Source organism: Nostoc favosum CHAB5714 (assembly GCF_020829495.1).
Classification (GTDB): domain Bacteria; phylum Cyanobacteriota; class Cyanobacteriia; order Cyanobacteriales; family Nostocaceae; genus Nostoc; species Nostoc favosum.
Window position 1 is genome coordinate 26,237 of record NZ_JAIVFQ010000037.1, and the last position, 13,017, is coordinate 39,253.

A 13,017-nucleotide genomic window follows, 5' to 3' on the forward strand; every position below is an offset into this window, starting at 1 on the left:
AAAAATAATTTGCATCCAGTCAAATATTTCCGTATTTATTCATAATTTTTTTGGTGTTGATAGTATTTATGTCCTGCCATCGCCATAGCTAAAAATCCCCAAAGAATCATCCCTGCCACACTTAACATACCGCTTCCGATAATTAGCTGTGTAGAAGAACTGATACCAATAGCGCGGGCAGCACTGATAAAACTATCGAAACGACCTTCACCATAACTGCTGACACTAATAATTAAAAAAATTAATCCACCCATATAAAAGATGGCTCCAAACCAACCAAGGGTGAAAAACATATCTAAAATGCCACTATCAATCACCACTACTTCAATTTGACCAGTTTTTTCGTTGACTTTCCAAATATTTCCTAACCCGTTACCTAGACCATTAGAAAGGGCTAAACCAAGATTTTTGTCGTAACTTCCCGATCTATCTTTAAAACTGTTATCATCTTCAAGATTAGAAAATGTTTCCAAACGCGCTGCTACAACCTCAGCAATTGGTTCAATGGTTGTCAATGGCACAACACAAATTGCCATCACCACAATTATGATGATTAAGCGCATTTGAATCCGGGTTTTGACTGAACCCACAATCATAATTATTCCTAATAACCAGCCTCCCCAATTAGTACGTGCTTGTGTCAACAGGAAGGACAAGTAACCAACGGCTGAAGCAGGGAAAATTAAGTTTCCTGAACTGGTAAATAACAACAGCAACCCAGCTTGCATAACGGAACCAAAGGGGCCGACTGAGTGCAATGTACTCCAGACGCGCATCCCGAAAGGTACGGGGTTTCCAGAACTCATGAATAGTTTTGATTGGATGAGCCAGTACTTATCCCACTCAGGAGCTACCACAAATTGATATACGCCATACGCTCCTAAAATCAACACACACCAGAGGAATGTTCGCTGAATATTCTGGCGATAGCTGGGATAATCTCGCCAGTTGATAAATAAGTGAAAAGCGAAAATAATCGGACTCAGCCAATCCATTAGTCCGCGTGCTACAGGGATTGGTGGGTTATAAATCAGACCGATTAGAAAGCCATAGAAGACTCCGATAAAAGCCAAAACAAACGGCAATCCCCCTTGACGTGAGGCGCGGGGAAAGTGTCGTAAGAATGTTGCGATGGTTACAAACACCACCAAGTATGGTGCTATGAGCATCTGACGGGTAGCGTCCCAGCCCACCCGATAGTCAACCAAGCGGGTAGCTAAAGGCGTGAGAAACCAGATCCACCAGGTAAAGCTGATGTAGAGAATGGGATGCCGCAAGTATAAAAATATGGCTACTACTAAAGCCATCACCGGGTAAATTAGGCGCAATGCGGCAGTAGCACCAGCAAAATAGCAAACTACAATCAGTAATACAAAGCCTGCGATCGCCATCCAACCCTGTTGCGATCGCTCCTCAGGAGAATAGTTTTCTTGTAAAAAACTATTGAAAAGTATCTGTCTAGAATTCATTCAATTTTAGATTTTGGATTTACCAATGCTAACTAGTGGTCTGTCTCATTAAATTTGAGGGATAAGAGAACGAACCGCGAAGGACGCAAAGAGCGCGAAGGAAGAAGGAAAGAAGAGGAATTTAAATTTGATTCACCTATCAAAATTAATGGGACAGACAACTAGAGCTAAGAATAAATTGAATTCATTACGAATTACGTTAGCGCAGCGTTAGCGAGTCTTCTCCCAAGGGGAGACGCTAAGAGCGAACGAGCGTCATTACGAATTGTTTATATCCTTGCCAACGTCCCCGCCAGGATGCAAGTAATTTTTTACCTGCTAACTGCCCTTGGCTAGGTAAAAATCTCAGCCATTGGACGAAACCCAAACTATCGCATGTACCCACGAATACTGCCCAGAATAAAAATACAATCCGGCGGATAAATGGCAAATGCTCTAGTAAAACTAAGGTTTCATTATGGACTAAATTAATAAAGGCAATTTCATTAAAATTATTTCGCTGATCTTCATCAAAACGTTGTGCTGGATAGTGATCTACAGCAACATTAGGATCGTAAATTATCTTCCAACCAGCCCGTTTTAATGTCAGAGTGAATGCCATTTCAAAATGTACCTGCGCTCCAGTACCACGCATCCGCTCGTCAAAGCGCAATTGTCCGATTGCCTCTTTACGAAAACTCATGTTTACGCCTTTGAGAATATCGACTTCGCGGGGTTCTCCCACTCCCAAGTGATGGTTGCCAATCACTCGCCCAAACCATTGCAACTGTCCGACTACTGGGCGGGATTCGTCTTCTAATTTGCTGTCGTGGTATATCCAATCACGCCCACCAAGTCCGCCGAGGCGGCTATCACAGATAAAGTAAGCGGCGATGCGCTCTAACCAATCTGGGTGGGGTGCAGCATCATCATCAGTAATGGAAACAATATCACCCTCCACTGCTGCTAGTCCAGCGTTGAGGGCTGCTACTACCCCCGGTTGTGTGACTTTCACAGTATGCAGTGGCAGATTGAGCGCGTTTAATTGCGCTAGAAATTGCCAGGTTTCTGCATCGGTATCACGGACAACCACTATTACCTGATCGACGGGTTTAGTTTGCTCCTGTAGCGCCAAAAGGCAGCGTGATAGGTCTTGTGGACGGCGATAAGTCGGTATGAGAACGGTGTTCCGCATTCTTGCTTAACTCCTCGAATAGATCCACATAAGTTTGTGCCATAGTAGTCCAGCTATGTTGTTCTGCCACAGAACGAGCTGCTTTGCCCATTTGCTGCATCAACGGGATATCGCTCACCAAGGACATCAGCGCCACAGCCAAAGCATCAATATCATCTGAGTCGGATAAGACGATGCCACATTCTGGTGTCACCAACTCTCCGCCCCCGGTGGCTGTGGCAGTAATTACAGGCAGTCCTGAAGAAAGCGCTTCTAACAATACGAGGCTGCAAGCTTCGTATCGGGAAGGAAAAACAAATAAATCTACTGCTTGCATAATTTGTGGGATATCACGGCGAAATCCCACAAAATGCACGCGATCGCTTAACCCTAAAGATGCTGCTAATTCTGGGAAAGGGCTACCTTGGGTGTGTCCCACCACCGCCAAATGTAAATCAGGAACTTTCGCCAAGGCGTGCAACACTGTATCTAAATTCTTTCTCGGTGTGCGGATATCTCCGGCGAACAATGCTAGGGTGACATTCTCCGGTAAACTTAATTTTTGGCGATTGCTTTCACCAGGGGCAAACTCTTCTAAGTCAACGCCATTGATAATTACGCGAATACGAGAACGTGGCACACCAATGTTAACTAATTCCTGGGCGACCTTTTCGGATACAGCTACGACAACCTGCGCTTTTTGGAAAGCTTGTTTTTCCCAACGGGCATTAAAAGCCGTAAACAGCCATTGATAGAAACCATATAAGTCTCGGCGGTTGCGGGAAATATGAACAGGCGATCGCAACCATGAACTGTGGACAAAATGTACAGCATTCACATCAGCCACAGCCAGATTAATTGCTCCATTGACTTTAACTAAATCAATCTCAGAGCGATGTTGACGTAACCAATCTGCACTTTTTTGGGCAAATATGAAATTCCGCACAAATTCTGTCGGATAGCCTTTTACTGGAATTCTAATCCAATTAACTTGACTATTATCCTCTAGTTCTGGTGCAACTTCACTGGCCAATAATGTCAATTGATGACCACGACAAATTGCTTCTTGAGCAACTTCGTAATTTACCCGCCCCTGACCATCACCTTTTTTGATTTTATGAGTAACAATACAAAGTTTCATACACTACCTTGCTTGGTAAAATAAGTTGAAAAAAAAGACGCAAAGTAAAAATCTTATTTTTATTACCTCTGTGTCCTCTGCGTCTCTGCGGTAGCCTGCGGCAAGCCGCTCCGCGTCTACGTTAAAAAAAAGCTACAATTCAAACATGATTACTCTATTATTTAGATATTCCTATTAATTTGTCTGCGAAAAAACGCGGAGTAAAACTTAGACTAAGTGCCGCTATAGTTCGCACATCAAACTTTTGTTTATTCAACGCCTGCCAAAAATAAGGACGTGCTGCGGTTATCTGTTCACTTCGCAGCAAACCAATTCCCAAAGTGGTATTAGCTTCTAACCATTTCTGTTGAAAGTAAGTCTTAAATTGCTGTAAACGAGCGTCTTCCATAAAGACTTGATAACAAAACATTTCGCTTTTAGCTTTGCGGATTTTTGCCTGCACATCTCGACTACCACTGAGCATGGTGTCAGTTTGCTCATGGGCACGATATCGCGTCAATCTTTCTGGATAGTAGTAAGCGCCATAACCAGATATACAACAGAGATAAGTTAAATATAAATCCCACATCCCGCCAACTTCTGAGGGAATACTATCCCAATCGATAATATTATTACGAATCACACAAGATGCAGCAGTGGGTATGCTTTTATCTACCAATCCAATTTTATAAAAAGGTTGATGAATTCCTTTTGCTAGTTTGTCTCGCTTATAACCGCGTGTATTTTCTTCAGTCCCAACATTATTAATTATGCTATTTGCATCTATGATATATTGGTCGCAAAAAGCGAGAATTAACTCAGAATTTGCTTCTAGAGGTGGTACTAGCTTTGCTAAAAAATCTTCATTCCAGATATCATCATCATGGAGACTAGCAACATATTTACCTCGCGCCATCTTGAAGCCATGTTGCTGATTAGCAATCATCCCCACATTTTGCTGATGCCGCCAAAATCTAATGCGTGAATCACCAAAGGATGCCAAAAGGGCTTGAGGATTTTCTGAACTACAATTATCAGAAACAATAATTTCGATATTTTGATAAGTTTGTTTAACAGCACTAGCGATCGCTTGCTTGAGATACTCTGGTCTATTATAAGTGGGGATAATAACGCTAACTAAAGGCTGTTGGGATTCTTGAGACAATGACATAGTTTTTTCCTTTATATTTCATAGGTAAAAGATGGACAATTTGGTGTACCAAACTAAGCTTATTTCACTTGAGGAATACTATATATTTTTTTCGCTCTAGAAGGAAATTCAGCTATTGTTTTTGCATAAATTGTTCGGAGATTATTTACATGAGCATTCATGGTAAATTCTTTCATTAATAAAGCATGACCTTGTTCGCCCATGTGTCGGCTTTTTTGATGATCTCCATACAAATCATGAATAGCACCAGCCAGCTTTTTGATATCATTACCTGGAACAAGAATACCCGTTTCTCCATCTCGTAAATGTTCTGGAATCCCTCCGACTGCACTACCAATTACAGGTCGATAACGAGAGTATGCTTCTAGAGTTACAAGACCGGCAGGTTCAGGCCAAACGCTAGGAAAGATGACTGCAAAACACTGTTCGTAAAGGTTATTTAATGTGTTGCGATCGCACCAACCATGCCAAGTAATCCGGTTACTTAATCCGAGAGTATTTGCTAACGTTTCTAATCGTGGTCGTTCCCAGCCTTCACCTGCAATATCAAGTTGAATTTGCGGATTAGTATGTATTAAGGTTTTAAGTAACCATTCCAGACCTTTGTCAGAAACAATGCGACCAACAAACAAAATTCTATGATTTTGGTGGATATCTAAACTCAGGGGTGCAGTTGTTATTTGTGGTATAGAGATACCACAATGTAACGTTACAATCTGCTCAGAGGGTACACCGTTTTTAATCAACTCTTGACGCACGTATTCGCTATTAGCAACAAAAGTAATTTTTACCTTTTTTAAGACATCTAATAACTGATGAGTATTTTGAAGTTCTTTAAGCGTTCTTAATGGTCTACGGCTACCACATTTATCTGCTAATTTACCCCAGGTACAACCTAAGTAAGAGAAGTTGCGATCGCAGATTGTCCTCTGCCCTGCTAAATACTTTGTGCCACTAGGACAGTACAATGAGTGATTATGAACGCTGAAAACTGTGGGACACTCACCTGTAAGTTGCAAGAGTAAATCTGGGCTGTGGAGGTGCAGCAACTTAAACTGACTTTGGTCAACATTATTAAGTGATTTTATCACGCGATCGCTAACTTCAGGTGGTCGATGTTCAAACAGAGAAGCTAAATAAGTTTCAACACCTCCGCCCTCACCTACATCAAAATTGGAGCATTGATAAATCAGGTCTTCTTTAAAAATATCCCTGTGTAATAGTTCATCATTTTGCTTGGCATTATTGATTGAGTTAAGCATTAACCACCATTTTTTTACGTTATTACTAATTTGCATTCCTCATCTAAAGAGAGGCTTAAATTCATCAACTTATATGCCAGCGTTAAACCAAAACTTGTGTCTAATATCACTTACATAATGTCTAAGAGCAATTTTTTTATTTACAGATTTATCTGGATAAATGAACTGATCTTCTACATTAAGAACATATTTTTGTGAGCATATAGGCTTACCATGATTGTGATGCATTGTCAAATGAACAATTGTTTGTTCCGTAAAATAAGTAGGAGCTTCTTGAAGATTTGCTAAACGTTCGATAGCAAAACTCCAGTCAAATTCATGCCTAAAGAATATAAATCCACCATTTACTGGATTTGACTTTTCAGAATCATCATAAATAATTCGCTCATCTAGCGATATAGAACAATCAGGTAGATAAAGAGAATATTTATCGTCCGATTTACTCAAATCAATTAAATCAATACCGCCGGGGAAAAATAAAATATCTGAATCAGTGTAAATCGTAGCTCCATTAACCGGAATTGACATTAATGCCGACAACTTTTTGCCAAGTGGATGCAGTTGGGCATAATCAAGAACACATTGAGGTAAATCAGTTCTCAGGAAGTTTTGTAAAAGTATTACCTTAACGCAGGGATGGACACGGCGGAGTAAATTACAACTAGATTCAGTGTAACTGCCATCAGAAACTACAGTGAATGTATCTGGAATGCCGACATGACGAATGAATGAGCGAATACTTGCCACTTGTTCTGGTAAATCGCGTTCACATGAGAAGGCATAGACACTTACTGGAACTTGTCGAGTCTGTTTTATCGGGATGCTGACAATCTGAGAAAGGGCTGCTTTATATAGGGAGCGATTAAATTTACCCTGCATTTTAGCAGTGTGGTAGCCTAGATTTACCATTTATTTTTCCTGGTTATATAAATAATTGACTAAGGAAACGAATTCGTAAATTACGAATTACGTAGCTTGCTTCTCGCCGGAGGCGAGTATTACGAATTACGAATTATAGTATTGCATCTGGTGATATTCCCAAAGCTTGCCTTTACGTCCGAGTAATTCTTGATATTTGCCCTGTTCTACTATCCGCCCTGCTTCCAAAACTACGACTTTATCGGCTTTAGCAATAGTAGAAAGACGGTGAGCGATCGCAATTACTGTTCTACCAACAGATAGCTTTTCTAATGAATCTTGAATTAAGCGCTCGGATACAGAATCTAAGGCACTAGTTGCTTCATCCAAAATCAAAATTTCTGGGTTCCTTAGTAGCGCCCGTGCGATAGCAATTCGTTGTCTTTGTCCTCCAGATAATCTAACACCCCGATCTCCCAATTGGGTATTAAAACCTTCGGGCATTTCTAAAATAAATTCCAGCGCATTCGCTAGTTTCGCGGCTTCTTGAATTTGCTCATTAGTGGCTTGTGGAGTACCATAAGCAATATTTTGCCAAACATCAGTATTGAAGATAAAAGTATCCTGACTGACTACAGCTATTTGACGACGTAGAGAGTTAATTTCAAACAACCGAATATCAATTTCATCGATATAGATATTTCCCTCTGTAGCAGTGTAAAAGCGGGGGATTAAATCAGCAAGAGTTGTTTTACCAGCACCAGAAGCTCCGACTAATGCAGTCATTTTCCCCTTTTCAATGGTTAGGGTAATATTATGCAGCACTATATTTTCGTTATCGTAGCCAAAATCTACAGATACTAAATTTATTGCCCTTTCTAAAGCCTTAAACTTAAGTGTTCCATCCTGAAAATAATTTTTATCATCACTTTTTAGCAGATTTTTAATGTTATCTGCCGAGCCATGTAGAGTATTGAGAAATGCTCGTGTGCCATTAATATCTTGAACAAACGGGATGAAACGAAATAGCACAAAGAAAAATGTTAGCAAAGAAGCAACTTGTAGCGTTCCATTACTAACCAGGCTAGTGAATGCCAAAATAATCATTCCGACCAACACCGTAGTAGCTACCCCTTCGGCAATTGGCTTAACAAGTGTCCAAGTGAATACAACTTTAGTTGTAGTACTTACTACCTTGTCGCTAGCTTTGTAATAACGCTGGCGCTCAAATTCTTGAGTACCACAGGAATGAACCGTCCGAATGCCATTAATAAATTCTATGGCTGTTGATGTAAAATTAGCATTAGCAGTTGTCATGCCAAAACTTGATTCTCTGACTCTGGCATTCAGATTAGATAAACCTACACCTAAAAGTGTAAATAGTAATGCTGAAATCACAGTCAGTTGCCATGATATCAAAAACATTGATATTAAGTAGACAAGAGTTGTGATTCCCCTAGTTACTAAAAAGGCTGCGCCACTGAAACCTTGTCTTATCCTTTCAATTTCTGTAGTTATTGTGTTAATTAGTTCACCAGAACGAGTTTTTGCAAAGTAACTTAACGAGAAGGATTGTAACTGTTCAAAAATTTGCTTACGTAAGCGATCGCCAAAATGCAGTTGAGATAATTCAGTATAGACTTGTCCAAAATAATTGAAAGCAACACGTAACCAAGTACTCAATAAAATCAACGAAGATATTCGGTACAAACGATTAATTGCCGATGAATTAGATCCCAATACTAAATTATCAAACCATTCTATTCCTGTTTGGACAGGTTGAGCATTAGGACTAGTTAAGCTTTGCAAAAATGAAAGTAAAAAACCAATACTGACACCTTCAAACGTTGCCGCCAGAATCGAGAATATCAGAGCTAAAATTACAATTTTGCGAAAGTGTTTAAATTCTCGTAATAGCAAATAGTTGTCTTGCCAGAAGCTGGTAGCTTTAAGGAGACTACGAAGTTTTTGAGTAAATTGGAAATGCATGGATTTTATAATAGTTTGGCAAGGTAGATAGACGCGCTATAGATGCTACGTAAGCAATTTTTGCTTTAACCTCAGTCCGGTAGATGAAACCATCAATTACCGCACAGATAAATTACAGTGTTTGGCTATCTAGATGTAACAGGTGAGACTGTGCTTCTACTTCCCACGAAGCTTTAATTTCTGGTAATTTATTTAGCTGTACTGCATCTTCTAAAGTCCAACAACGAGATCCGGTTAAACTCATGTCACCCCGCAGGACGTTAAATAACTGGGGCAGATTATCAAGACTGTATTTACCCATCCAACGCCCTAACAGTGTGGTGTTTTGCGTGCGAAACCTCATTGCCCGAAACAGTTTACCCCGTTCTCCAACACGCCACTCATGACAAAAAAGTGACCCTGGCGAGTAAACCTGCATTAATACAACCAATCCCAACATGACTGGACTTACTAATAGCAATAACAGGAAAGCAGCAATCCAATTAATTAGTCGCTGGAAGGGTTGGTTAGGCAGTTTTTTACTAGCGGGTATGCTTAAGAATATCGGCTTATCTGCTTCTTCACATGCATCTGCCCAAAACCTGAGCAAAGCCTCACCTAGTTGGGGATCGATGCTTACCAAACTTACCGGAGAATGTTGTAAGCATTCTACTAGCGATCGCTTACTATTTAATGAAGGCAGATATGGTTGTTTAACTTGTCCAAGCGGCTTCACCAACAGCTTACCCCGTCGCCACTGGAGTGTACAGTACCCACGATTATCTTGGTGTTCCTGGGTTACATCATATAAATTCTCTAGAGTTGGAATTATTGAAGTTGTCATAATGTCTTTGGGTTTATACAGGAGTGAATTGCTGAGGCGTTATCAAAGGCTATCAATGCCAAAGACCCAAATCCGAATCTTGTGTCAGTCCAAAAAGTTGGAGATAATTGAGGGCAAAATATATTATTGCTATTTGCCACTCAGCCAAGCACCATCGTGCAGAATTCTGCTGGTGTAGAAGTGTACAAATCAACGTTACTATCAATATTCATGAGCAATCAGTATTTTCCGGTAACTACTGACAGTAGAAAAGTGTAGAGGTAAATTACCCATGAATCTATATCAAGGTTTAATTGCACTGAGGTGTTTCTTGTATCGATATTAACAAAACCAGTCCACTGTTATCTTCTAGCCTTTTTGAAGGTGCTTTAATCTCTAGAATATAAGAGTATGTAGAAATAGCGATCGCTCAAATAAATTCTTTATTTACTCTTTAAAGAGCCAGTGATTTCTCTGACAACCCATAAAGATAGCATAAATATACTGAAATTTTCCTGATCGCAACAAAATTAAATTTTGTTCATAAAAACGTAGGTTAGCACAAGCTGTGCTACCATACTGCGTGTTGCATTTAATATATAGCGTTTCCTAATCATACAAGTTACATCATAGCCCCCTCCTCGCAAGCGGGGAGGGGGTTGGGGGTGGGGTTCTTGTACCTCACAAGGGCCGAGAACCGCTATAAGTAATACCAATTCACGAAAATCCTGATACATATAGATTTATCGTAGGGGCATGGCATTGCCATGCCCCTACCAGCGTATTTGTATCATTATTAAAGTGAAATGGTATAACCGTACCGTACTAACTACTTTTCTACAGCTTGGCGCAGAGCTAATTGCTGTTGTTTGATATAAGGTACGTAATTACTACTAGAGTTTGATACCCCATTAGCTACAACCCCAATCAGATTTAACTTACTCAGCATAGCTGTAGCTTGACTAAGCTGACTTCGGGTCACAATCCCAATGCTTGCCACCATGACCACACTACGACAAGATGATGCGGTAAGCATGGCATCCACCAAACCGAGAACTGGGGGAGCATCTATGAGTACCAAATCATAGTTTTCCTCAAATGCTGCCATTAATTCCATCATCCGAGGGGAACTCAACAGATTAGCTGGGTCAGCAGGTCTGGGGCCAGCAGTCAAAATATCGATGTAGGCGGAACCTGAGTATTGAAGACTAATCTGGTTGGGTAGAGTTGCATCACTCGCCAATAGAGTTGAAAGCCCCTGTTCGTTAGGAAGATTCAGTTGTTCGTGCAGACTGGGATCGCGTAAATTGGCATCAATCAGCAGTACCCTTTTGTGTAAACGGGCAGCACTCATCGCCAAACCCAACGCCAAAGCTGACTTACCCTCATCGGGTAAAGCTGAGGTAATCATCAAAGATTTCAAGTTAGCAACAGTATTTAAAAGTTCAATGTTTTTGTAAATCAAATCCAGCGATTCCCAACGCGGTGGAGATTGCAATACCTGAATTGTCCAGGGGGCGAGAACTTCTGGCTTACCAAAAGGCAACTTGATCATTGATTCTTTGGGTTTGGCTGGCGGTAATTTGGGAGTTGTTCCCAACAACGGCATGGCCATTTGCTTCTCCAACTCAGCAGTGGTGTGAACTGCATCATCAGCCGATTCTCGAATAAAGGCAGCAATGCCTCCTAACATAAACCCAACCACAGCACCTAACAGCAAGTTCTGTTGAAGATTGGGGCCTAATTGTCCGCCTTTTTGAGGTTCTTCCACAACTTCCCAATTAAATCCACCCTTGGAAAGTTCTTGCCGTAATTGCTGTTCTGCTCTTAAAAGTTGCTCTAACCTTTCACGGCTAAATTGCAACTGCGGTAGCATTCGATTGTAATAAGCTAACAGAGGCGGGAAGCGTTTGATTTCAAAACGCAGTTCGTTTTCTTTCTGGGCCAAAGTTTGATCACGAGCAGTTAAAGCTACTATAGTTGTCTGCGTTTCTACTAGCTGACCAGCAAGGCTAAGATCAATTTGTCCGAGCTGTCCTTTTTCGAGAAGAGAGTCTCCATTCGTGAATGCACCAGCAGACTTTTCGCCTAAAGTTCTTCCTACTTCTTGTTGCAATAATTCCTTCTGACTCTGAAGCTGTTCTTTGAGCTTTTGCACACTCGGAGTTTGATCTGTAAAGCGTAAGCGTTCTTGTGCTAGTGCCAGTTCGCTTTTTTGGATTTCATTCAGTAAGCCTTGATAGCGAGTAGACTGACTCAGACGAGAAGCAACTAGAGCATTTTGTGGAGAACGGTTAAGTTGTTCTTCTAAAGATTTTTGGCGTGCTAAAGCTTCGCCATACTGGGCACGAGTTGTCTGTCTTTCTTGGGCAATATTGTTCAAAGCTGTCTCAATCGCTTTGGCCTGTGACTCTGGATCAATTAAGTTCTGATTTCTGCGGAACCTTTGTAAATTTGTCTCAGCCGCGTTTACTTCTTCACTGGCTTTACTTAACTGTTCCCTGATAATTTGCAGACCTTTTTGTAACCGCGAATTCTGTTGTTGTTTGTTATATTCAACATAAACTTGTCGAATTGCATCCAGAACTTTTTGTGTCTTTTCTGGATCTCCAGCAGTGTATTCAACTTGAAATATTTTAGTAGCGACATTATCTTCTTTGCTCCTTAATTGAGTTAAGACTAAGGAAGCTTTAATTTCACCTGCACTTATATCTGGATAATCAGACTGAAGTTTATCAACTGCTTTTTGGATAAGTCCCGAACTCTGCATCAAGTTAAGCTGAGTCGCAGTATCTATCACAACATCAGAGTCAGTAAACTGGTTGTCTATCCCCGCACCTTCTTTTTTACCTTGATAGTTAGGTTCTACTAGCAGTTGCATTGAACTTTTATAAGTTGGCTTGGTTTTAAAAGTTACCATGCCTGCAATAGCAATAGAAGTAATTAATACTGCTAGAAACCAAGGAAATCTTCGCACAAATACGGCAAACAATTGTCCATAGCTTGGTTCATTTTCCGAAGCTGGAGTTATATGAGGATTTAGACTACTTTGAACCACTTTTATTATCCTTGTCTTTTCTACGAAAGGCTGTGCCAACAAGACTTACGCTAAGAGATTCTCCGAAGAATACCTATTTTTTTACAAACAACTCAGGATGAGAAAGTTAAATAAATAGGTAATCTTATAGTGGGA

Annotated in this window: 9 protein-coding genes; all 9 read right to left on the reverse strand. The window is 40.6% G+C overall.

The features are described from left to right. Window positions 1-35: 35 nt before the first annotated feature. Window positions 36-1,469 carry an O-antigen ligase domain-containing protein gene (locus LC586_RS21765; protein ID WP_229486772.1) on the reverse strand — a complete coding sequence of 478 codons (1,434 nt, stop codon included), beginning with the start codon at window positions 1,467-1,469 and terminating at the stop codon, window positions 36-38. Between the two features lie 238 nt (window positions 1,470-1,707). Beyond that, entirely contained in the window at window positions 1,708-2,643 is a 936-nt protein-coding gene (locus tag LC586_RS21770) for a glycosyltransferase family 2 protein (RefSeq protein WP_229486773.1), read from the reverse strand. After that, window positions 2,561-3,763, reverse strand: a complete 1,203-nt coding sequence (locus tag LC586_RS21775; protein WP_229486774.1) for a glycosyltransferase family 4 protein — start codon at window positions 3,761-3,763, stop codon at window positions 2,561-2,563. Before LC586_RS21775 ends, LC586_RS21770 begins: the two co-directional genes overlap by 83 nt. 157 nt (window positions 3,764-3,920) lie before the next feature. Further along, window positions 3,921-4,913, reverse strand: coding sequence for a glycosyltransferase family 2 protein (locus tag LC586_RS21780; RefSeq protein WP_229486775.1), 993 nt, complete (start codon window positions 4,911-4,913; stop codon window positions 3,921-3,923). A 59-nt stretch (window positions 4,914-4,972) separates the two neighbouring features. Beyond that, window positions 4,973-6,175 carry a glycosyltransferase family 4 protein gene (locus LC586_RS21785; RefSeq protein WP_229486776.1) on the reverse strand — a complete coding sequence of 401 codons (1,203 nt, stop codon included), beginning with the start codon at window positions 6,173-6,175 and terminating at the stop codon, window positions 4,973-4,975. Window positions 6,176-6,244: 69 nt separating this feature from the next. Beyond that, window positions 6,245-7,084: a hypothetical protein gene (locus tag LC586_RS21790; RefSeq protein WP_229486777.1), complete on the reverse strand. Its 840-nt coding sequence runs from the start codon at window positions 7,082-7,084 to the stop codon at window positions 6,245-6,247. 96 nt (window positions 7,085-7,180) lie between these two features. Beyond that, a complete protein-coding gene (gene hepA, locus LC586_RS21795) occupies window positions 7,181-9,022 on the reverse strand; it encodes a heterocyst formation ABC transporter subunit HepA (RefSeq protein ID WP_229486778.1) in 1,842 nt (613 codons plus the stop codon). 112 nt (window positions 9,023-9,134) lie between these two features. After that, window positions 9,135-9,845, reverse strand: coding sequence for a heterocyst development glycosyltransferase HepC (gene hepC / locus LC586_RS21800; protein ID WP_229486779.1), 711 nt, complete (start codon window positions 9,843-9,845; stop codon window positions 9,135-9,137). Window positions 9,846-10,653: 808 nt separating this feature from the next. Further along, on the reverse strand, window positions 10,654-12,882 hold the full coding sequence (locus tag LC586_RS21805) for a GumC family protein (RefSeq protein ID WP_229486780.1): 2,229 nt from the start codon (window positions 12,880-12,882) through the stop codon (window positions 10,654-10,656). Between the last annotated feature and the right edge of the window lie 135 nt (window positions 12,883-13,017).

Excerpts from the sequence above, each read along its gene's own strand:
- LC586_RS21765 (WP_229486772.1), bottom strand. The coding sequence starts at position 1,469 with ATGAATTCTAGACAGATACTTTTCAATAGTTTTTTACAAGAAAACTAT.
- LC586_RS21770 (WP_229486773.1), bottom strand. The coding sequence starts at position 2,643 with ATGCGGAACACCGTTCTCATACCGACTTATCGCCGTCCACAAGACCTA.
- LC586_RS21775 (WP_229486774.1), bottom strand. The coding sequence starts at position 3,763 with ATGAAACTTTGTATTGTTACTCATAAAATCAAAAAAGGTGATGGTCAG.
- LC586_RS21780 (WP_229486775.1), bottom strand. The coding sequence starts at position 4,913 with ATGTCATTGTCTCAAGAATCCCAACAGCCTTTAGTTAGCGTTATTATC.
- LC586_RS21785 (WP_229486776.1), bottom strand. The coding sequence starts at position 6,175 with ATGCTTAACTCAATCAATAATGCCAAGCAAAATGATGAACTATTACAC.
- LC586_RS21790 (WP_229486777.1), bottom strand. The coding sequence starts at position 7,084 with ATGGTAAATCTAGGCTACCACACTGCTAAAATGCAGGGTAAATTTAAT.
- hepA (WP_229486778.1), bottom strand. The coding sequence starts at position 9,022 with ATGCATTTCCAATTTACTCAAAAACTTCGTAGTCTCCTTAAAGCTACC.
- hepC (WP_229486779.1), bottom strand. The coding sequence starts at position 9,845 with ATGACAACTTCAATAATTCCAACTCTAGAGAATTTATATGATGTAACC.